Here is a 21,474-nt window from a genome sequence, read left to right as displayed (position 1 = left end):
TGACAAGTATGAAGATCGCGATATTAGATGACGATCCCGTCCAGTTGGAGTTCGTCTCCGAGGTCGTTCAGGACGCCGGGTATCGCGCCACTCTGTTTTCGCGTGGGCAGGCGCTGATCTCCGCCCTGCGCAAAGACACCTTCGACATGCTGATCGTCGACTGGAACCTGCCGGACCGTTCGGGTCTGGAGGTGCTGGCCTGGGCGCGCACCAATCTGAAACCCGCCCCGCCCATGCTGCTGGTCACCAGCCGCGCTGAGGATGAAGACGTGGTCGCCGGTCTGGACGCCGGGGCCGACGACTACCTGCCCAAGCCCCTGTCCAAGCCGGTGCTGGCCGCGCGGATCAACGCCCTGATCCGCCGCGCCTACGCCCAACCGACGACGCCGGGCGTCGAGGTCTATGACGGCCTGTCCTTCAACGAGTCCGCCGGGTCCGTGACCCGCGACGGCCAGCCTGTCGCCCTGACGGCCAAGGAATACGCCCTGGCGCTCCTGCTGTTCCGCAACCTGCACCGGGCGCTGTCGCGGACCTATATTCTGGAGACGGTGTGGGGCAATGAGCCGGACCTGAACAGCCGCTCGCTGGACATGCACATCTCGCGCATCCGCAACAAGCTGGAGTTGCGACCCGAGCGAGGCTTCCGCCTGACCCCCATTTACAGTTACGGTTATCGTCTCGAGCGCGTCGCAGGGGCCGAACCCGGCCCAGACGCCTGAACGACGGCGCAGGTGGCGAAATGAAGACGGATTGGGCGGCGGCCCTGGCGATCGCGGCGACCCTGGCCGCAGCGCCGGCCCTGGCGCAGGCTCCAGCTCGCAATGCGCCTGATCCTGCCGCTGAAACGCTCGATTATGTGGTCCGCCGCGGCGACACCCTGATCGACCTGGCGACCGCCTATATGAACCGGCCGCTCGACTATCGCCGGGTTCAGCGCGAGAACCGGGTCGCCAACCCGCGCCGACTCTCCATCGGGCGCACCCTGGCCCTGCCGGTTGATCTGCTGCGCGCCGATCCGGACGAGGCGCGCATCGCCGGCTTCCGCGGCGCGACAAGCCTGAACCAGGACGGCCGCTCCGCCGCCCCCGCCGCCGGCCAAACCGTGCGCGAAGGCGCCGTCCTCAGCACCGGCGCCAACGCCTTCGTCCGCCTGGCCCTGTCGGACGGCAGCCATGTGGTCGTGCCCTCCAACAGCCGCGTGCGCGTCAGCCGCCTGCGCCGCTACGCCATCAACGGCGCCGTCGATCATGCCCTGACGGTCGAGGCGGGCCGGGCCGAGTCGCGCATCACGCCCCGTCGCCGTCCCGGCGGCTTCGCCATCCGCACCCCGGTCTCGGTCTCGGCCGTGCGCGGCACCGACTTCCGCGTCTCCTTCGACGATGACGCCGACCGTTCGACCACCGAGGTTCTGGAAGGCGCCGTCGCCATCGCGTCGGGCGACGCCGAAGCCCTGGCCGCCGCCGATCAGGGCGTCAGCGCCGCCGCCGGCGCGGTGCGCCTGCTGCCCCTTCTGCCCGCGCCTTCCCTGGTTCGCCCCGACGCGCCGCAGACCCAGGCCCAGGTCGCCTTCGACATCCAGTCCCTGCCCGGCGCCGAACGCTATCGCGGCCGCGTCGCCCAGGACGCAGGCATGATCGAAGCCTTCGCCGAGGCCGACAGCGCGCCCGGCGGCCCGCTGGTCTTCGGCGAAATGGAGGAAGGCGCCTACTTCCTGCGCCTGACCGCCCTGTCGCCCGAGGGGCTGGAGGGCAAGGCCACGACCTACAGCTTCATCCGCGCCCGCAACGGCGTCGGCGGTCTGGCCTCGGCGCTGGATCAGCGCGACCGCCGCCGCTTCTACCGCTTCCGCTGGGAGGCCGAGGGCGTCGGCGCGGCGACTTTCCGCTTCCAGCTGTGGCACGAGGCCGAGGACGGGACCGCCGACGGCCCCCTGCTGATCGACCAGCCCGGCCTGACCGACGAGGCCTTCACCCTCAGCGACCTGCCGCCGGGCGTCTACAGTTGGCGGGTGCAGGGCGCGCGCCATCGTTTCGGCCGCCTGCTGGAAGCCTGGTCAGAGCCGCAACAGCTTCGTATCGGGCGATAGGGCCGTGCCCGCGCCCGCAGGGCCGAAAGGCGGCTGGAGAGGCTGGCTCGGCGCCCGCCTGACCGGCCGTCGCGCCCTGGTCGAATGGGGGCTGGTGGCGACGCTGTCCGCCCTGCTGGTCGGCTGGATGGCGCTGACGCCCGTCGCCGACGGCGCCGACCACCTGGTCTATGACGCCCTGATGCGGGCCGAGGCGGGACCGGCGGATCAGGACATCGTCATCATCGCCATCGACGACCGCAGCCTGGAGGCGCTGGGCCAATGGCCCTGGCCGCGCGACCTGCACGCCCGGCTGATCGACCGCTTGGCTCAGGCGGGCGCGGGGCCTGTCGCCTACGACGTCCTGTTCACCGAAGCTTCCCCGCAAGACGGCGCCCTGGCCGCCGCCCTGGCGCGCAACGGCAAGGTCCGCCTGCCCGTGGTGCTGGACGCGCCCGGCCTAAATGGGGCCGCCTTCCGCGAGGACGCCCCCGCGCCCGGCCTGACCGAGGCGGCGGCGGGTCTGGGCCACGTCAATCTGACGGTCGATGACGACGGCGCCGTGCGCCGCCTGCCCCTCTATCTTCAGGCGGGCCAGCAGACCTGGCCGCACCTGATCCTGCCCCTGGCCGCCGCCAGGGGTGTCGTCCCCGCCTCGCCCGCACCGCACGACAACGGCGACCTGTTCGCCGCCGCGCCCGAGGCCCTGATCTATCGCGGCCCGCCCGGCGCATTCCGCACCCTGTCCTTCGCCGACGTGCTCAGCGGCGAGACGCCCGCCGCCTTCCTGAAGGACAGGCTGGTGCTGGTCGGAGCAACCGCGCCGGGCCTCGGCGACCGCTACGCCACCCCGGCCACGCCCCACGGCGAACTGCGCCCCGGCGTCGAGGTGCAGGCCGCCCTACTCCAGACCCTGATCGAGGGCGGCGGCCCGCGCAGCCTGTCGCCCGGCTGGGTTCTGGCCCTGTCCCTTCTGCCGCTCGGCCTGCTGGTCGCCGGCTTCCTGGTGCTGCGCCCTGCGGCCAACATGGCCCTGGGGGCCGGCTTGATCATCGTGACGCTGATCGCCGCCGCTTTCGCCTTCCTGGCTTGCGGCGTGTGGTTTCCGCCTTCGGCCGCCGTGGCCGGGTTGGCCCTGGCCTATCCGCTGTGGAGTTGGCGCCGTCTGGCCGCCGCCTCGGCCTATATGCAGAGCGAAGTCGACGCCTTCGAACGCGACGGCGTGCGCCTGATCGGCCGCGCCCAGGGCGGCGACGTCGTGGCCCGTCAGGTGGACGCCCTGCGCGCCGCCGTGCGCCAGGTGCGCGATCTGGAACGCTTCATCTCCGACGCCCTGCGAAGCCTGCCCGACGCCACGGTGGTAGCCGACCCTCACGCCCGCATCATCCTGTCCAACGACCGGGCCGAGGCCCTGTTCGGCGCGCGGCTGAGGGACGGCGCCGACCTGCCCCTTCTGTTCCAGTCGCTGGGCGAACCGGCCTGGCGCCGCTTCCTTGATCTCGAGGGCGACCCCGGCGACATCACCACGCCCGACGGCCGCATCCTGAAAGCCGCCGCATCCGTCCTGACCGACGCCGAGGGGCAGCCCGTCGGCCACATCGTGCGCTTCGCCGACATGACCCGTTTCCGCGCCGCCGAACGCCAGCGCGCCGAGGCCCTGCAACTGCTCAGCCACGACATGCGCGCGCCCCAGGTGTCGATCCTGACCTTGCTGGACGGCCCCGCCCCGCGCCTGGATCCCATGGTCGAGCGCCGCATCGCCGACTACGCCCGCCAGACGCTGGACCTGGCTGAAGGCTATGTTCAACTGGCCCGCGCCGAGAGCCAGCCCTATCGCTCGGAGCTGCTGGATCTGGGCCAGGTGGCGATGGACGCCGCCGACATCCTGTGGCCCCAGGCGTCGAAGAAGGGCGTCCGCATCCTGACGCCCGACGGCGAAGAAGAGTTCCTGGTTCAAGGCGACCCCGCCCTGCTGCGTCGCCTGACCACCAACCTGCTGGACAATGCGCTGAAATACGGCCCCGAAGGCGGCGTCATCCAGGTCAGCCTGACCGGCGCCGAGGAAGACGGCCGTCCGGTCTGCATCCTCAGCGTCAACGACCAGGGCCCGGGTCTGTCCGAAGAGGCCGCGCGACGCCTGTTCCAGGCCTTCGGTCACGGCGGCGCCGATCATCGCGGCGCGGGTCTGGGTCTCGCCTTCGTTCGCACCGTCGCCGAACGCCACGGCGGCGCCATCCGTCACCAGCCCGGCTCGCCCGGCGCGACCTTCATCCTGACCCTGCCCAGGGTCATGGAAGGGGAATGAAGCTGCAGGCGGCCTGCTCTAGTCCGCCGTTTCCAGCTGCGCCACCGCCGCTTCGGCCAACAGGCCCGGCGCGCTCTCCGCCTGACGCCGCCCCAGGATCGCCACGGCCGAGGCGCGATAGGCTCCCGCCTCATCTCCCGGCCCGGTCAGGATCACGGTCAGGCTGTGCGATTGGCGGCCCTGGCTCCACCATTGCGGCAGACGCGGCGCGTCCGTCCATTCGCCCTGGCGCGCATCGACATCGGTGAAGACGCCGGTCTTCTGGGGCCGCACCGCATAGGCCGTCTCGACCCGCCAGGCGGCCTTGTCGTCCACCTCGCGCCAGCCGCGCGCGGCCAGCGCCTGACGCACCGCCTCAGCCGCCGTGCGGTCGGCCTCGCTCGGCGTCTCGGCCTCCAACAGGCGATAGGCGGTCACGTTCGCGGGCACGGCGGCGGACAGCTGCGTCTCGACGCGAGGCGCAGAAGCGCAACTCGCCAGGACGGTCGCGCTGACCAGGGGAAGAACCAGACGAGAGATCATGGCTGCGATACCTGCCTCGCCGCGCCCTCCAAGTCTACAACGGACGCCCCGCCTCGACCGAAAAGCGCGGCCCGATCAGCCGCCGGACGCCAGCGCACCCGTCACGCCCAGCGTCCCGTCCGGGCTCTCGACCACGCCCAGTTCCTCGATGCGCGCCCCGCCCTGCTCCAGCGCTGCCAACCAGCCGAAGGCCTGGGCCGCCGTCACGCGATCCAACCGGAAGCCCAGCCGCCCGCCCTCGGACATGCCCAGCGTCGGCTGCACCCCCGCCGCCGTCGCGGTGGAGGCGACCAGAGCCTGAAGGTCGACCGCCGCCGTCGGCGTCCCGCCACGCTGGACCACCGCCGTCTCGATCTGCGCCAATTGTCGCTCGGCGGCGACGCGAGCGCGCGCCTGATCCGCCTGCCAGCCGTCCAGCGGCCGCACCACGCCCAGCCAGCCGACGACGCCCAGCGCCAGCGCGCCCATGACCGCCAGCATCCGCCGCTCGCGCAGCGACCGGCCGTCCCACCAGGCGGCGACGGAAGAGAACAGGGCCTTCATCGGGCGGCTCCGATCGTGAGGGTGCTGACCATGCGTCCGGCTTCCTCGGCCGAGGTTTCGTCGACCACCGCCAGACTCGCCTCGGCCAGATCGGCGCGCACGGCGTCCAGATCATTGAACGTCGGATGGGCCAGGGTGACGCGCAGCCCTTCGCCGCCCAGGGTCGCGTCGTCCAGTTCGGCGCCCGGCACACGCTCGACGGCGGCGAAGACGGCGGCCAAGGCGCGCGCGGTTCCGCCCGGCGGCGCTCCGGCGTCGAGGCGGCGCAGGGCCTCCGGCGTCGGGTCGTCCGCCGTCGCCAGTTCGGGATAGAGCTTCACCGCTCCGGCCTTGGCGTCCGCTCCGGCGCGCTCAGCCGCCGCCCGGTCGCGCAGCCCCTCCGCCGCCACCAGCACCAAAGGCGAGATCAGCAGGGCCGCCGCCAAGCCGGCCGCCAGCCGCCAGCCCCTGGCCGCCTGCCCCCGCTCACGCCGGTCATGAACCTGCAACAGGTCGACCGGCGCCGCCATCGCCCCCGCCGCCATCGCCGCGTCCAGCGCCTCGCCCTCCAGCCAGTTTAAAGCGCGCCCGGCCGCGATCGCCTCAGCCAGATCGGGCTGCACGGTCGCGGCGAAGGCGACGCCGCGCAGCGCCACGTCAGCGCCGACCTGCGCGGCGGTCAACGTCTCGGCCTCCAGCGGCGCAGGCAGGCACAGATTATCCGGCACGACGGCGTCTGGACGAATGTCGAAGGTCTCCATCCAACGCAGCCAGGCCTGCAGCAGCTTGGCCGACACCGCCGCCGTCAGCCGCGGGCCGCCGTCCGTAGGCGCGCCCAGCGCCACGTCCAGCCCCTCCACCTCGCCGGCCGCCTGATCACGCAACGCCCAGCGCGCGGCCGCTCTGGCCTGGGCCATATTGCCCGGCGGCAGATCCAGCCAGCGCGTCATGACGTCCGCGCCCGGCGCCACGGCGATGGTCCGCAGCAGCGGCGGCGTCTCGGACTGATGCGGGTCCAGCTCGCCGCACCCGACGACGCGGCCCTCGCGGTCGACCAGCAGAAAACGCGCCGCCAGGGTCGCGTGGGTCGGGATGAACAGGATGCGGGCGTGGCTCATTCTTCCATGCTCATTCTTCAGGCGTCCAGCGACGGATGACGGTGCGCGCCGCGCCGTCGGGCGCGACGTGGATCAGGGCGGTGCGGACGGCGCGGGCGTCGCCGTGCCCGATCTCGACCCTCAGGTCGAAATAACGGGTGGCCAGAGTGACCTGGCCCTTGGTCTCTTCGTCGACGACCACGCCCGACAGGGCAGGCTGGGCCCAGAAGGCGTCGGCGCTGCTCCACCCCGCCGCCGGGCGCGCGGCGATGGCCGCCTTGGCCGCATTCAGCCCCACCACGCCCCGGCTGATCGCGACCAGCAGCACGGCGTCCTGCGGCTCCAACATATTCACGTTCAGGGGCGACAGCCGCGCCTCGGGCAAGGCGCACAGATAGGGCCTCAGACGGCGATAGAGTTGGTCGTCCACCCCCGCCACGGCGCGCAGTTCGCTGACCTCAGCCAGCATGACCCCGCCAGTGCGATACGGCGTCGGGCGGCTGGCGTAGGCGGCGTCCTCGGCCCCCTGCGGCGACACCACATCGTCGCCGTCCATCCAGTCGGTCAGGGCCGCCGCGACCGCCGCCATCCGCCCGCGAGGCGCGCCCAGCGCCTCGCCGAGCGCGATGAACTGCGCCGCCCCTTCGGGCCTCGCGATCAGATCCTCGCCCTGCCCCAGCACCAGACTGTTCAGGTTGAAACAGGCCTGACCGTCGCGGATCACCGCCTGCCCCTCGCCGTCTTCCAACGGCAGGGCGAAGACACGGCCGTTCCACTGCGGCTGCAACGGCGTGCGCGCGGGATCGGCACGAACCAGATCGGACAGCCGCCGCCGCGCCAGCGCCTCGGCCCCCGCCGCATAGGCTTGCGCCTGCGCCTGGCTCTCGGCGTTGGTCGTGCGACGCACGGAAAAGCGCACATCGTCCAGCAGCACCACACACAGCGCCGCCATCACCGCCACCAGCAGCAGGACGGTCAGCAGGGCCATGCCCCGACGATCGCGCGCGCCCGCCTTCATGCGGCGGCGACCAGAAACAGCTGCTCGACCGGACCGAAGCCGTCCAGCGTCAGCGTCACCCGCACCGCGTCCGGCAAGGGCCGATCGCTGCTGGCGGAAAAGGCGGGCGCCTCTGACCCGTTCTGGATGAAGGCGATGCGCGCCTCCTTCACCCCGCGATACAACACCTGCGGCGGTCCGGCCCGCGCCCCGTCCAGATAAGGGGCCACGCGGCGCTCCAGTCGATCCTCCACCAGCCGATATTCGACCCTTTGAACCGAGGCGCGCGGCGCGCCGTCCGGGTTGCTCCAGCCGCTGCGGGCCAGCACCAGCAGCGGATCGCCCGGCGACTGCGGCCCCATGATCGCCTGAGGCGCCGGACGCCCCGTCGGCCCGCGCACCCGCCGCGCCGTCGCCTGCGCCAGATCGGCGCGCAGCAGCGCCCGCGCGCGTTGCAGCGCCGCCACCCGGTCAGCGTTCGCCTTCACCGCGAACCGATTGTCGATCGACTGCCCCAACACCAGCGCGCCAGCCCCCGCCAACAGGGCGAAGATCAGCAGGGCGATCATCACCTCGACAAGGGTAAATCCGGCTCTTTTTCTTCCGCTATCGCTCGCCGCGCGGCGGCTCGCTGCTTGAGCGGATCGGCGATCTTTCCTCATGCCCCCGCCGCCCGAAACAGCACGCGCTCAGCGGCCTGTTCCTCATCGGCGAAGACGCGCACGTCGATGCGGCCGACGCCCGGCATATCCGTCGCGCTGACCACCCGCACCCAGCGCCACTCGCGCCCGCCCAGCGACGCCTGACCGCCCGTGCTGCCGCTGGGCAGGTCGCGCGCGATCATCGCCTCGGCGGCCAAATTGTCGGCGACAATGCCGCCCAGCGTCCGCGTCTCGACTCGCGCCGCCGAACGCGTGCTCTCGCCCGACAGATTCAACAACGCCATCGCCGCCAGACCGAACACGGCCAGCGCCACCAGGCACTCGATCAGGGTGAAGCCCGCGCGGGGTGACCCCTCACTCATGGATCGTCACCTCGCCCGCCCCGTCGATGGCGACGGTGACGGAGCTGCCCTCTCGCTCCAGCCGCACGCTGGCGGCATCGGCCCCGCCCGTCGGGTCGAAGACAGCGCGGGCGGCTCCGGCGACGGCGGCGCCTTCGCCCCATGCCTTGGGCGCCAGCACGCCGGTCAAAGGCGTCCAAACGGCGCCGTCGAAACTCTCGAAACCATAGCCCGCCGCATCGGCGCGCAGGGCCACCGGGCGGTTGGTCATCACCGCCTCCTCCCGCGCCAGCGTCAGACGCGCGGCAAGCCGCTCGGCTTCGACGGCCAGCGTCGGGCGCGGGTCCGGCATGGACAGCATCACCGCCCCCGCCGCCACGCCGATGATGGCGATGACGACCATTAACTCGACAAGGGTAAACCCCATTCTTTGTTCGCTACCGCTCGCCGCACGGCGGCTCGCTGCTTCAGCGCGTTTGGGCGTTTCCACGGCTACCGATGAAGCCGAGTAGGCGTGCGTCTCAGCCCTGCCAGTTGCCGATGTCGGCGTCATTCCCCTCGCCCCCTTCCTGGCCGTCGGCGCCGAAGGACCAGATGTCGAACTGGCCGCCATGGGCGCTGCGGCGGCGGTATTGGTAGGGATTGCCCCACGGGTCTTCCGGCAGGCGGCGGACATAGCCGCCCTGGCGATAGCGTTCCGGCCGCGCCAGATCGGCGGGCGGCGCCGTCAGCGCTTTCAGACCCTGCTGGTCCGTCGGGAAGGTCAGGTTGTCGAGGCGATAGGTCTCCACCGCCTGCTCCAGCACGGAGATGTCGGCCCGCGCCTTGCCGACCATGGCCTTGTCCTGGCTAGGCAGGACGTTGATCGCCACCACCGTCGCCAACAGGCCGATGATGACGATCACGACCATCAGTTCGACAAGGGTGAAGCCCTGACGTTTCTGACGTCTATCTTGGGTGTCTTCGTTGCGCATGGAAGTTCTCCTCACCCCAGGGCCAGGGTGTTGATCTGAAGAATGGGAAGCAGGATCGACAGCACGATCACGGCGACGATCCCGCCCATGACCACGATGATCGCCGGCTCCAGCAGGCTGAGCATAACGGCGGTGAAGTTGGAGAATTCGCGCTCCAGATAGTCGGCTGCTCGCTCCAGCATGGGCTCCAGCCGACCGCTGCTTTCACCGGACGCGGTCATGTAGACGAGGATGGACGGAAAGACGTCGGCACGGCGCATGGCGGCCGACAGGCCCCCGCCCTCGCGCACGGCTTCGGCCATCTGTTCGGTGGCGCGGCGCAGGGCGCGGTTGGAGACGGTGCGGGCGGTGATGGTCAGCCCCTCCAGCACCGGCAGGCCCGCCGCGATCATGGTCGACAGGGTGCGGGCCATGCGCGCCCCATGCAGGTCGCGCGTCAGCCGCCCGACCAGAGGCAGCCTGAGCACCCAGGCGTCCATCTTCAGCCGCACCGCCTCGCGTCGTCGCGCGATCAGCCCTGCGGCGACCACGGCCGCGAGCATCAACAGCATCAGCCAGCCCCAGTCGCGCATCAGGTCCGACAGGCCGATGACCAGTCGCGTCAGCAGCGGCAGGGTCTGGCCCATGCTGTCGAACTGATCGACCACCTTGGGCACGATGTAGGTCATCATGGCGACGATGACGCCCAGCGCCACCACCGCCAGCACGCACGGATAGACTAGCGCCGTCAGCACCTTGCCGCGCACGACCTCATCCCGCTCCAGCCCGTCGGCCAGGCGTTCGAGGATGGGCTGAAGCGCCCCCGACTGCTCGCCCGCCGCCGTCATGCCGCGATACAGCGGCGGAAAGGCCGCGCCCTGCTGGCCCATGGCGTCCGACAGACGCCGCCCCTCGATCACCCCGGCGTGGACACCTTCCAGCACGCGGCGCAGGTTTGGCCGATCGGCCTGAAGCATCAGGTTCCGCAACGCCTCCTCCAGCGGGGAGACGGAGATCAGCGTCGCCAGTTGCCGCGTCGTCAGCGCCAGCGCCTTGGGCGACAGCCGCCCGGTCTTGCCCACCTTCGCCGACGTCGCGACCGTCCCCGAGCGACCGGGCGACAGTTGCAACGGCGCCAGCTGACGCTTCGCCAGCGCCTTGCGCGCAGCCGCCTCGTCGGCGGCGGTCAGTGAGCCGCTGACCGTCCGCCCGGCCGCGTCGGCGGCGATGTAGTCGAAGGCCGCCATCAGGCCGCGACCTCTTCGGCGGCGGTCTCCTGACGCGCCACGCGCAGAGCCTCCTCGACCGAGGTGACGCCCTCCAACACCAGCGTCCGCGCCCGGTCGGCCAGCGTCCCGTCGCGCGCGAAGGCGGCGTCGAACACGGCGTCCTCATCGGCGCCCGAGGCGATCAGGCGCCGCACCTTCTCGTCCACCGTCAGCGTCTCATACAGGCCGATGCGCCCGACATAGCCGGTCGAGCCGCAGTCGGCGCAACCGTGCGGCCGCCAGACGCGCACGCCTTCCTCGGCGCCGATCAGCCGCGCCGTCGCCTTATCCGCCGTCTCCTCGATCCGGCAGTGCGGGCACAACCGCCGCACCAGCCGCTGGGCCACCACCAGCCGCAGGGTCGAGGCCAGCAGGAAGGGCTCGACCCCCATGTCGCGCAGCCGCGTCACCGCCCCGGCCGCGTCATTGGTGTGAACCGTCGACAGCACCAGATGGCCGGTCAGCGACGCCTGAACGGCGATGGCCGCCGTCTCCGTGTCGCGGATTTCGCCCACCATCACCACGTCCGGATCCTGACGCAGGATGGCGCGCAGGCCGGCGGCGAAGGTCATGCCGACCTTGGGATTCACCTGCGTCTGGCCAACGCCTTCCATGGCGTATTCGACCGGGTCTTCGACCGTAAGAATGTTGCGCGATCCGTCGTTCAACAGCGACAGTCCGGCATAGAGGCTGGTCGTCTTGCCTGAGCCGGTCGGCCCGGTGACCAGGATTATGCCGTTCGGCTCGGCCAGCGCATGGCGGAAGGCTTCCAGCGCCGCCGGGTCCATGCCCAGCCGGTCCAGCGTCAGCCCAGCCTGATCCTTGTCCAGAATCCGCAGCACCACCCGCTCGCCCGCCCGCGACGGCAGGGTCGAGACGCGCACGTCCAGCGACTTTCCGCCCAGCGTCAGGGGGATGCGCCCGTCTTGGGGTTTACGTTTCTCGGCGATGTCCAGCCGCGCCATGACCTTGATGCGCGACACCAGCAGCGGCGCCACGCGCGGGTTCAGGCTCAGCGCCTCGCGCAGCACTCCGTCCACCCGCATCCGCACCAGCAGCCGCGTCTCATAGCTTTCCAGATGCACGTCCGAGGCGCCGATGCGGGCGGCCTCGGCGATGACGCCGTTGATCAGGCGGATGACCGGCGCGTCATCCGTGGCGTCCAGCAGGTCCGCCGCCGCCGGAATATCGTCCACCAGACTGTCCAGCCCCACCGGCAGGGACAGGTCGTCGCCGTCGGCGGCCGTCAGTTGCTCGCCCGCATAGACCTCTGACAGCTTGCGATCGAAGGCGGCGGCGCTGAGAGGCGTCGCCTCCAGCGGACGGCCCAGCGCGCGGCGCGCCTCGACCAGCGCCAGCGGATCGGCGCCCTCGCGTACGCCCACCGCCATCACCTCCCCCGCCGCCAGCAGCAGCACGCCGTGGGTCTTGGCGAAGCCGTAGGGCAGACGCGGATCGACGACGGTGATCACCGGGCGGCCCCCGCCACGGGCGGCAGCGGCTGGGCCGCGACCGGCGCCACGGGAGCGATGACCAGAGGTTCGCCCGCCACGGGAGCCGCGGGCGGCTGCGCCTGCATATAGTCACGCAACAGGGCGTCCAGGCTCGGCTCGCGGTCCGGGTGAACCCGCTGCTGCTCGCCGCGCATATAGCCCCAGCGATCCGCCGCCAGACCCTGCGCATCCGCCGTGGTGCGCAGGATGGTCGGGCGAAGGAAGACCATCAGATTGGTCCGCCCCCGCTCGCGACTGGTCGAGCGGAACAGGACGCCGACGCCCGGAATGTCGCCCAGGCCGGGAACCTTGCTCGTCTCCAGCCGGTCGTTCTGATCCAGCAGGCCGCCCGCTACGGCGATGTCGCCGTCATCGACGACCAGCGTCGTCTCCAGCTCGCGCTTGTCCAGGATCAGGTCGTTGGCGCCGCTGGTCAGCAGGCCGTTGATGCTCGACACCTCCTGCCGCAGCGTCAGGGTGATGGAGCCGCCCGCATTGATCTGGGGCCGGACCGTCAGGCGCACGCCGATGTCCTTGCGCTCGGTCGTGGTGAAGGGGTTGGAGTTGCCGTCCAGGATGGTCTGGCCGGTGGTGATCGGCACCTCCTGCCCGACCAGGAAGGTCGCCTCTTCGTTATCCAGCGTCATGATCGACGGGGTTTGCAGCAGGTTGGAGCCCGCGTCCGTCTTGGCCGCATTGATGACGAAACCGAACAGGCCGTCGCCCCATTTGCCGCCCGCCCCGCCGACGAAGCCGTTGGCGCCCAGCAGGCTGTTGAGGGCCAGGTTCTGCAACCGCTCGCGCAGGGGATCGTCCTTGTCCAACTGCCCCGCCGCCGCCCCGCCCGCGATGGGAACCAGCGGCGCCGCACGGTCGGAATAGTTGGTCAGGCCGACGCCGTTTTCGCCCGCCATCAGCCACTGCACGCCCAGATCGCGCACGGCCTTGTCGCTCAGTTCGACAACGATAGCCTCGATCAGCACCTGCTGGCGGCGCACGTCCAGTTGGCGGATCACATCGGTCAGCGTGCGCTGCATATCCGCCGGGCCGGAGATGACCAGGGCGTTCGCGCCGGGAAAACGGGCGATGGTGGCGCGCTGGCCGGTGGCGGTGACGGTGGTCGAGCCGATCGGCCCGCTGTCGCCCTCGTCCGCCGTGGTCAGGCCGCCCTGCCCCATGCCGCTCGTCGTTTGGGTCGCCCCGGCGCGGGCAGTGCGAAGACGCGGCGAGGAGGCCGCCGCCGCATCGGCGGGCTGACCCACGATCTGTTGCAGGACCGGCAGCAACTGCTCGGCGTCGGCGTGCTCCAAGAAGACGACATTGACGTCCTGACTGGCCCGCGCCCGGCCGTCCAGATCGGCGATCAGGCCGCGCACCCGCGCCAGCGCCTGACCGTCCCCGCGCAGCACCAGCGCATTGGAGCTTTCGACCGGCGTGATCGTCACCAGGCCCGGCCCGCCGGGACCGCCCGTCACCTGTTGCAGCACGCCCGCGATCTCGCGCGCCGAGGCGTTCTCCAGCGCCACCACCTCATAGGCCGAACGGTCCACGTCGATGCGGCCGACCAGCGCCCGGATCCGCGACAGGTTGTCGGCGAAGTCGGCCACCACCACGCTGTTGGCGCCGGGATTGGCCAGCACCTGCCCCTGCGCCCCGACCAGAGGCCGGATCGTCTCGGCGGTCGAGGCGGCGTCGATGTGGCGAAGGGTGAAGACCTCGGTCGAGAACCGCTCGGCCCCGACCGTGGCCGGTCCCTGCGCCGCCCCCTGCGCCGGACTGATGCGATAGGCGCCCGAGGACGTCGGCGTCACCACCAGACCATTGGCCCGCAGCGTCGACAGGAAAACCTCGAACAGCTGGGCGCGGGTCAGGGGGCGCGGGCTGGACACCGTCACCGTGCCTGTCACCGCCGGATCGACGATGAAGGTGCGCCCCGTCGTGCGCGCCACATCCTGCACGAAGGCGCGGATGTCGGCGTTCTGGACGTTCAGCGTCTGACGCGCCTCTTGGGCCGTCACCGGCGCGGCGGCCAGCGGCTGGACCGCCAGAACAGCGGCCAGAACGCCGGTGAGCAGTGAACGGTTACGGGCCTTCATGGGCGCGTCCTTACGGTGGTGGAGCGGACTTGGCCGTCGCGCTCGAACTGGATCTGGGCCGAGGGAGCGTCGGCCAGTTGGCCGCGCAGGGCGGCCAGCGCCTGCGGGCTGTTCAGGGCCGTGCCGTTGACGGACAGGATGACGTCGCCCGAGCGCAGGCCGGCGTTGCGAAGCTCGCCCCCGTCGCCCGAGGCGGAAACGGTCAGGCCGTTGACGCCCAGCCCCTGAATGCGCGGCCGCAGCCCCGCCTGGGCGATCAGACGCTGGGGGTCGACCGCCACGCCTTCGGCCGGGGTCGGTTCAGGCGTCGCAACGGCCGGTTGGGCCGTTGTCGCGGGCGCAACAGAAGCTGCGCCGGACATCATGTCGGGAAAATCGAGGCGAAACGGCGCGCCGCCGCGCGACAGCATGACGTGATCGGGGGCGACGGCGCTCAAGGTCAGCCCCGGCTCCAGTTCCTCGCCCGCCCCGACCGAAACCTGACGCCCGTCCGACAGGCCGATAATGGCCGAGCCGCCGCCCGCGCTGTCCGCGCGCACGCCGAACAGGGTCAGGCCGCCGCCGTCCGACGACGCCGCCTCGCCCCCGCCACCGCCGTTGCGGAAGAAGGCGTCGAAGCGCGACAGCACGCCCAGATCGATCTCAGATAAAGGTTGGGCCTGGACGCCGTGCGGCATGGGCGCCGCGAACAGCCAGACCAGTCGCCCGGCCTGCACCAGAAGAAGCAGGATCAACGCCGCCTCGACCACGCGCCGCAGCGGCGGACGGCGAAGGGACAGCCGGCGAAGGGACAGGCCGCCCTCGCCCAACGAAACGGCGCTCAGTTTGCGAAGGCCAGCGAGCAAGGAAGACATCCCCCACGGCCTCTCGCGGCCGCACCGCCTCCCTAGGCGGATGCTCCGTACCCGGCTCGCTCCGAACCATGACAGCGTCGAGAAGTTGTCGCGACAGATGCGGCGGGTTCGGAGAGAATGACGCGAAACATTCACTCTGCCCCGGCGGCAGGCATAAAAAAGCCGGGAGACCGCTGGGGTCTCCCGGCTCAAATGTCAGGCGCAGTCTGCGCTTAGAAACGCGCCGTCAGGCTGACCGAGGCGCTCTGACCCAGGTCATACTGGTTGATGCGGATCTTGTTGCCCTTCTCCTGATACTCTTCGAAGTCCGTCCCCAGCAGGTTACGCAGCTCCAGGGCGAAGCCCAGGTCGCGGCCCTTCAAGGTGAAGTCCTTGCGATAGACGAAGTCGAGAACGGCGCCCGGCTCCTGCAGGTAATCAGGCTCGCGCGCCGTGCCGACGCCCGCGCCGCGTGCGGTGATCCGCTCCGAGACGTAGTTCAGGATGAGGGTCGCCTGCGAGCGAGCCGTGTCGTCTTCCCAGCCCAGTTGCAGGTTGGCGACGTGCTCCGACTGGCCCTGCATACGGCTGCCGTCCTGGATGAAGAAGGACGCCTGTTCGGGACGACCGCCCCCGCCCAGCGTAATGACGGTGTCGCCCTCGCCGACCGAAACCTCGGAGTCCGACCAGGTGTAGTTGGCCTGCACCAGCCAGCGCTTGTTGGAGATGAAGGCCGCCTGATCGGCGAACTCGAAATACTTCTTCACCTCGGCCTCGACGCCCATGACGGTCGCTTCCGGCGCGTTGAGGAAGGTCTGCTGGCGCTGGTTGCCGACATCGACGATCACCGCTTCGACCGGCTTGTCCAGCTTCTTGTAGAAGACGCCCGCCGTGACGAACTGCTGGCGGCCGAAATACCATTCCCAGCGCGCGTCCAGGTTCAGGATCTCGGTGTCGGTCAGATAGGGGTTGCCGATGAAGACGCGGTCGCTTTCCGGGTCGGTATAGGCCTGGGGCGCCAGTTCGCGGAACTGCGGACGGCCGATGGTCTTGGACGCGCCGAAGCGCAGCTGCTGATCCTCGGTGAAGTTCCACGTCGCGGTGAACGACGGCAGCCAGTACTGCTCCTCGATCTCGGTCGCCTCATAGGACGAGGTTCCGCCGAACAGGTCGCGCGGGGTCACGCTCTGCTGACCGTCCTCGAAGCGGACGCCGAAGTTGGTGCGCACGGTCGGCACGAACTCGGCGTCAACCATGGCGTAGACGGCGTTGACCTTGAGGTCGGCATCGTAGGCGTTGGCGCCGTTCGAGCCGGCGATCTCGCGCAGCTGCAGGGTCCACGGATTGATGTTGAAGTCCGAGAACAGATAGTCGATCCGCGAATGCCGCTGGCTATCGGTCAGGCCGTTGACGGCCTCGAACTGCAGGTCGTGACGTTCGGCCGAGCGGGTGTTGTCTAGGGTCGAGGCGCCGACGCTGATGGTCGCCTCACGGCCCGCCGCCATCGGCAGCTTATAGGCCAGGTCCACGCCGCCGGACCAGATTTCGTCGTCCAGCTCGCTGAACGAGATCTGGTTGCCCTGGACGTTGTGGATGAACCGGTCCTGGGCGTCGACGCCGTACTGGAAGCGCGATTCATAGGGGGCGTCGCGCGAGGTCTTGGCGTAGGCCGCGCGCCAGTCCAGCTTCCACTCGCCGTCGGCGCCGAAATAGTGCTCGCCCGCCAGTTGGCTGGTGAACAGCTGACGCACGAACCACTCGGTGTAGTCGTTGCGGATCACGCTGCCGCCGGCGTCGAAGTCCGGCCCGGCCGAGGTGCGCGCGCGCTTGGTCGTGGTGCGGACGTAGAGGTTGGTCCACTTCACCTCATGATCGTCGGTCGTCAGCGACAGGCCGCCCAGGAAGTTCAGGCGCACGTCGTTCTGGTTGGACTCGACGTCGAAGGTCGAGACCGGCACCAGGTCGTCGCCCTGGAACTGGCCTTCTTCCTGGATCGCCTGGCGGGTGCGCCAGGAGTTGTCGTAGCCGGCCACGGCGATGACGCCCAGGTCGCCGATCTCGGTCGGGGTGCGGAAGCCGCCCGCCAGCTCCAGGCTGCCGTCGACCGGCGTCTGCTGACGCTGCATCAGGCGCAGCGGCGCATTGACCATCGAGCGGCCCATCCGCTGCAGCTCGGCGGCCGAGAAGTTGGCCATGTTGATCTGCTTGCCGGTTCGGAAAGCCAGATCGATCGGCCCCGGAACCTTGCGCGTCTCGTCGTCGAAGCCGGTCCAGTCGGTGTCCGAGCCGTAATAGACCAGGTTGTCGCGGCCCGTCGTCTCGGTGTTGCCGCCGATGCCCGCCTTAAAGGTCAGGAAGGGCTCGGCCGGAGCGTCCACGGTGCGCAGGTCGATGACCCCGCCGCCGAACTCGCCCGGATAGTTGGGGGAATAGGACTTCTGAACCGTCACGCCCGCCAGGATACTGGAGGGGAACAGGTCCAGCGGCACCACGCGCTGCAGCGGCTCGGGGCTGGGCAGCGGCGAACCGTTCAGCAGGGCCGAGGAATAACGCTCGCCCAGGCCGCGCACATAGACGAAGCGGCCTTCGACGATCGACAGGCCGGTCACGCGGGTCAAGGCGGCGGCGGCGGTGGAGTCGCCGGTGCGCTGCAGGTCTTCCGACGTCAGGAAAGCAGCCACTTCGGCGCTCTGACGGTTCTGCTGCGGGATATTGCGGCCCAGGACGACGATGTCGCCCAACTGGGTGGCCGGGGTCTGCGACACCTGATCCGGGCTTTCCGGATCGGCGGGCAGTTCATTGCTCAGCGCCACGGCGGCGACGGGGGCGGCCGCCTGGGCGAGCGCGAGGCTGGGCGCGCCGAAAGCGGCGACCAGGGCGCTGCTGGCCAGCAGCAGCCCGTTACGGGTCAGGGTCTTGTTCTTCATGTTCGGCTGCCTTGCGTAGGTCGAGAGAGGCTGGACGCTCAAAGGGTCGGCGGCGGCCCTTTCGGACCGCCGCCTCGCCAGAGGGTTCATCAGCACTTCGCGTTGGCGGTCAGGCCGCAGGTCCAACCCTGCCACCAGGTGTCCGAAGCGTTCTTCACGGCGCCGATGTAGTCGGTGTCGGTGAAGGCGGCGTGGACACTCGAAGCCTTGGCCGGAGTCACGGCGGTTTCGTTGGCGCCGTTGATGAAGGTCAGGACCTGATTGGTGATCGTCACGCCCGCGGCCGGGGCGGTCAGGGTCGAGGTTCCCTTGGCCGTGTTGTTCGTGCCGGCCGTGAAGATCGGCTCCGAACGGGTGGCGTTGCTCGGGCGATACGAAATCCCGCAGGACATGAAGACCGAGTTGAACACCGGGTTCACGCTGGCCGTGTCGGCGTCGGCGATGTCCAGGCAGCCGGCCAGCGAACCGGCGGCGCTGGTGAAGACCGAGTTGACCACGGTCGCCTTCGTGCCCGTGTCGAAGTGGGCGACGGTGTGGGCGTCGGTCGGCGAGTTGCGGCCCACCATCGTCCAGTTGGCGATCTTGGGCTGCGAGTTGTAGCGCTGGGCCAGCGGCGTCGAGGCCGGGGCAGCCGAGAACTCGAAACCGGCCGAGCGGCTGGTCGCGTTCGGGGCGCGCTGGGTCACGATGCCGAACTGGGCGCCGCCGCGCCAGCCGGTGTCGGTGTCGAAGGCGTCGTCGTCGGCGCCGTTGATGACGATGCGCTTCAGGTTGACGTTGCCGCCGAAGATTTCGATGCCGTCGTCCGACGAGTTGTAGGACTGGACGTATTCGATGGTGGTGCCCGCGCCGACGCCGGCCAGGGTCAGGGCCTGCAGCTCATTGCCGGTCGAGATCTCAAAGCCCGAGTAGCGGATCTGGACGTAACGCAGACGGCCCGAGTTGTCGTTGACGTTGCCGCCGCCGTAGAAGGCGTTGGTGCCTTCCACCTGGCCGGTGCAGGTGACCGGCGAGGTCAGCTGACAGTTGGCCTGGGGCGCGCGGCCGGCGATGACGATGCCGCCCCACTGACCGTGCGAGTTCTCGTTGGTCGCGCCTTCGACGTTCTGACGGCTGGTGAAGACGATCGGCTGCGAGGCCGTGCCTTCGGCGTAGATCTGCGAGCCGCGGTTAACCAGCAGATAGTCGCCGCCGCCCGAGGCGAAGATGGTCACGCCCGCTTCGACCGTCAGGATGCCCTGCGTGCCGGTGTTGGCCGAGGCGTCGACGCCGCCGTCCGTGCCGACGGCCGTGCGGCCCGAGATGGAGTAAATGGTGCCGGCGCGCAGCGGCACGGTCAGCGCGCCGTTGATCTGTTGCGGCAGTTGGCAGTTGCGCAGCGTGCCGTTGGCCATGGTGCCGACGTTGGCGAAACCGGCCGGGCAGTCAGCGGCGGCCTGGCCGTTGCCGCCATTGCCATTCCCGTTGCCGTTGCCGTTCCCGTTGCCATTGCCGAAGTCGCCTTCGCCGGGCGAGGCCACCTCGGCCGATCCGCCGCAGGCCGCCAGGGCGAGCGCGCTGGCCGCCACGGCGAGCATGGTCTTGAAGCTGCTGTTCATCGTCATCCACCGGTCTGGTCAAAAGATGCGACAGTGGGCGGCCTATCCGTCACGGATGGCCCTGCTTCCCTCCTGCCTCGGCGGCATGGATAGCGGCTGCGGTTTCCGAAGCTTGCGCGCTTCAGTGACGGATCGGCTTAGGTTTCTTGCCGTTTTATCGCCTCCTGAGTGACAAAATGTCCGGTGACGGAGGTAGTCGCCAGCCCTGCCGCGCCTCAAAGCCGCGCTTGAGACCCGCGTGACGCTTGTATCCAGGGCGCGTCTGGCGCAACACAGCGCGCCGGTCTTCCCGCCGGTCCCGACACACAAGAAGACGAGAGACCGTATGGGCGGCTGGAACGTGCGCAAGCGCATCACTGTCAACGCGCAGGAACGCAGCCTGACCCGCAGCCTCAGCTGGCCGCACCTGATGGCGATGGGCGTGGGCGCCATCGTCGGCACCGGCATCCTGACCCTGATCGGCATCGGCGCGGACAAGGCCGGTCCGGCCGTCCTGCTGTCCTTCCTGATCGCGGGCTTCGTCTGCGCCTGCGCCGCCCTGGCCTATGCCGAGATGGCCTCGACCATCCCCGCCTCGGGCAGCGCCTATACCTACAACTACGTCGTCATCGGCGAGGTCGTCGCCTGGATCATCGGCTGGAGCCTGATCCTGGAATACAGCCTGGTGGTCAGCGCCGTGGCCGTCAGCTGGTCCGGCTACGCCGCGCCCCTGCTGCACGACTGGCTGGGACTGCCCATGGCCCTGATGCAGGGGCCGCACGCGGGCGGCGTCGCCAATGTGCCCGCCCTGTTCATCATCCTGGTCATCGCCGGAATGCTGATCATCGGCACCCGCAAGAGCGCCACGCTGAACCTGGCCCTGGTGGTCGTGAAGCTGTCGGCCCTGGTTCTGTTCGTCTGGTTCGCCCTGCCCCACTTCAACGCCGCCAACCTGGAGCCGTTCAGCCCCTTCGGCTTCGGCCGCACCATGGGCGAGGACGGTGTCGAGCGCGGCATCATGGCGGCCGCGGCCATCATCTTCTCGGCCTTCTACGGCTTCGACGCCATCGCCACGGCGGCCGAAGAGACCCGCAATCCAAAGCGCGACCTGGCCATCGGCATCGTCGGCTCCATGCTGGTCTGCGCCGCCATCTATACGGTGATCGCCACGGCCGCCCTGGGCGCCGCGCCCTTCACCCTGTTCGCCAACAGCCCCGAGCCGCTGGCCCTGATCCTGCGCGAGATCGGCCAGCCGGGCGCCGCGCACTTCCTGGCCGTCACGGCGGTGCTGACCCTGCCGACCGTCATCCTGGCCTTCTTCTATGGTCAGAGCCGCATCTTCTTCGTCATGGCCCGCGACGGCCTGCTGCCGCGCGGCCTGTCGCAACTGTCGGCCAAGGGCGCGCCGCTGCGCATCACCGCCTTCACGGCCGTCGTGGTGGGGACCATCTCCCTGTTCTTCCCGCTGGACGAGATCGTCGCCCTGGCCAACGCCGGAACCCTGGTGGCCTTCAGCTCCGTGGCCCTGTGCATGCTGATCCTGCGCCGCCGCTCGCCCGAGCTGCCGCGCGGCTTCCGCACGCCGCTGGCCTGGATCATCGGCCCCGTGGCCATCGCCGGCTGCCTGTATCTGTTGGCCAGCCTGCCGCAGAAGACCCAGCTGTGGTTCCTGATCTGGAACGTCATCGGCGTCGGCGCCTATCTGCTCTACGGCCGTCGCTTCAGCGTCGCCCGTCGTGAGGCCAAGGAAGCCGAACAGGCCGCCACCGACTGATCCATGTGGGGGCGCTGCAACCGGCGCCCCCTCAAATCCGCA

General features: G+C 70.1%; 18 protein-coding genes. 4 read left to right on the top strand and 14 right to left on the bottom strand.

Going from position 1 to position 21,474, the window contains the following annotated elements:
- Positions 1–8 precede the first annotated feature (8 nt).
- The 3 genes from AC3IPP_RS05465 to AC3IPP_RS05455 are packed head-to-tail and all read left to right on the top strand — an operon-like array spanning position 9 to position 4,370.
- A complete protein-coding gene (locus tag AC3IPP_RS05465; protein WP_087140226.1) occupies positions 9–719 on the top strand; it encodes a response regulator transcription factor in 711 nt (236 codons plus the stop codon).
- Positions 720–739: 20 nt separating this feature from the next.
- The gene (locus AC3IPP_RS05460; RefSeq protein WP_489150636.1) at positions 740–2,086 is read left to right on the top strand and encodes a FecR family protein; all 1,347 of its coding nucleotides are present in this window, start codon (positions 740–742) and stop codon (positions 2,084–2,086) included.
- A gap of 4 nt (positions 2,087–2,090) precedes the next feature.
- Positions 2,091–4,370 (top strand): CHASE2 domain-containing protein, encoded by a 2,280-nt coding sequence (locus tag AC3IPP_RS05455; protein WP_489150635.1) that lies wholly within the window; start codon positions 2,091–2,093, stop codon positions 4,368–4,370.
- Between the two features lie 18 nt (positions 4,371–4,388).
- On the opposite strand, the gene AC3IPP_RS05450 is transcribed toward AC3IPP_RS05455, so the two are convergent.
- From AC3IPP_RS05450 to AC3IPP_RS05385, 14 genes are all read right to left on the bottom strand, one after another.
- Complete coding sequence (locus AC3IPP_RS05450; protein WP_489150634.1) at positions 4,389–4,892, bottom strand: hypothetical protein; 504 nt, start codon at positions 4,890–4,892, stop codon at positions 4,389–4,391.
- 75 nt (positions 4,893–4,967) lie between these two features.
- Entirely contained in the window at positions 4,968–5,435 is a 468-nt protein-coding gene (locus AC3IPP_RS05445) for a type II secretion system protein M (protein ID WP_489150633.1), read from the bottom strand.
- On the bottom strand, positions 5,432–6,532 hold the full coding sequence (gene gspL / locus AC3IPP_RS05440; RefSeq protein WP_489150632.1) for a type II secretion system protein GspL: 1,101 nt from the start codon (positions 6,530–6,532) through the stop codon (positions 5,432–5,434). Before gspL ends, AC3IPP_RS05445 begins: the two co-directional genes overlap by 4 nt.
- A gap of 10 nt (positions 6,533–6,542) precedes the next feature.
- Positions 6,543–7,529, bottom strand: a complete 987-nt coding sequence (gspK, locus tag AC3IPP_RS05435) for a type II secretion system minor pseudopilin GspK (RefSeq protein ID WP_489177447.1) — start codon at positions 7,527–7,529, stop codon at positions 6,543–6,545.
- Positions 7,526–8,077 carry a type II secretion system minor pseudopilin GspJ gene (gene gspJ, locus AC3IPP_RS05430; RefSeq protein ID WP_489177446.1) on the bottom strand — a complete coding sequence of 184 codons (552 nt, stop codon included), beginning with the start codon at positions 8,075–8,077 and terminating at the stop codon, positions 7,526–7,528. The genes gspK and gspJ overlap by 4 nt, the downstream gene beginning before the upstream one ends.
- Before the next feature lie 89 nt (positions 8,078–8,166).
- Entirely contained in the window at positions 8,167–8,532 is a 366-nt protein-coding gene (gspI, locus tag AC3IPP_RS05425; RefSeq protein ID WP_489150629.1) for a type II secretion system minor pseudopilin GspI, read from the bottom strand.
- Positions 8,525–8,938, bottom strand: a complete 414-nt coding sequence (locus tag AC3IPP_RS05420; RefSeq protein WP_489150628.1) for a GspH/FimT family pseudopilin — start codon at positions 8,936–8,938, stop codon at positions 8,525–8,527. The genes gspI and AC3IPP_RS05420 overlap by 8 nt, the downstream gene beginning before the upstream one ends.
- Positions 8,939–9,032: 94 nt before the next feature.
- A complete protein-coding gene (gene gspG, locus AC3IPP_RS05415) occupies positions 9,033–9,485 on the bottom strand; it encodes a type II secretion system major pseudopilin GspG (RefSeq protein ID WP_489150627.1) in 453 nt (150 codons plus the stop codon).
- An 11-nt stretch (positions 9,486–9,496) separates the two neighbouring features.
- The gene (gene gspF, locus AC3IPP_RS05410) at positions 9,497–10,711 is read right to left on the bottom strand and encodes a type II secretion system inner membrane protein GspF (protein WP_489150626.1); all 1,215 of its coding nucleotides are present in this window, start codon (positions 10,709–10,711) and stop codon (positions 9,497–9,499) included.
- Entirely contained in the window at positions 10,711–12,204 is a 1,494-nt protein-coding gene (gspE, locus tag AC3IPP_RS05405; RefSeq protein ID WP_489150625.1) for a type II secretion system ATPase GspE, read from the bottom strand. Before gspE ends, gspF begins: the two co-directional genes overlap by 1 nt.
- Entirely contained in the window at positions 12,201–14,321 is a 2,121-nt protein-coding gene (gspD, locus tag AC3IPP_RS05400) for a type II secretion system secretin GspD (RefSeq protein ID WP_489150624.1), read from the bottom strand. Before gspD ends, gspE begins: the two co-directional genes overlap by 4 nt.
- Positions 14,318–15,175, bottom strand: coding sequence for a type II secretion system protein N (locus AC3IPP_RS05395; protein ID WP_489150623.1), 858 nt, complete (start codon positions 15,173–15,175; stop codon positions 14,318–14,320). The genes gspD and AC3IPP_RS05395 overlap by 4 nt, the downstream gene beginning before the upstream one ends.
- Positions 15,176–15,387: 212 nt before the next feature.
- The gene (locus tag AC3IPP_RS05390; RefSeq protein ID WP_489150622.1) at positions 15,388–18,081 is read right to left on the bottom strand and encodes a TonB-dependent receptor domain-containing protein; all 2,694 of its coding nucleotides are present in this window, start codon (positions 18,079–18,081) and stop codon (positions 15,388–15,390) included.
- Between the two features lie 89 nt (positions 18,082–18,170).
- On the bottom strand, positions 18,171–19,679 hold the full coding sequence (locus AC3IPP_RS05385; RefSeq protein ID WP_489150621.1) for a hypothetical protein: 1,509 nt from the start codon (positions 19,677–19,679) through the stop codon (positions 18,171–18,173).
- 325 nt (positions 19,680–20,004) lie between these two features.
- Here AC3IPP_RS05385 and AC3IPP_RS05380 point away from each other — a divergent pair, with 325 nt between their 5' ends.
- The gene (locus tag AC3IPP_RS05380; RefSeq protein WP_489151042.1) at positions 20,005–21,432 is read left to right on the top strand and encodes an amino acid permease; all 1,428 of its coding nucleotides are present in this window, start codon (positions 20,005–20,007) and stop codon (positions 21,430–21,432) included.
- Positions 21,433–21,474: the final 42 nt, after the last annotated feature.

Source organism: Brevundimonas sp. KH_060 (genome assembly GCF_057838275.1).
This window is presented reverse-complemented; position numbering and strand designations above follow the sequence as displayed.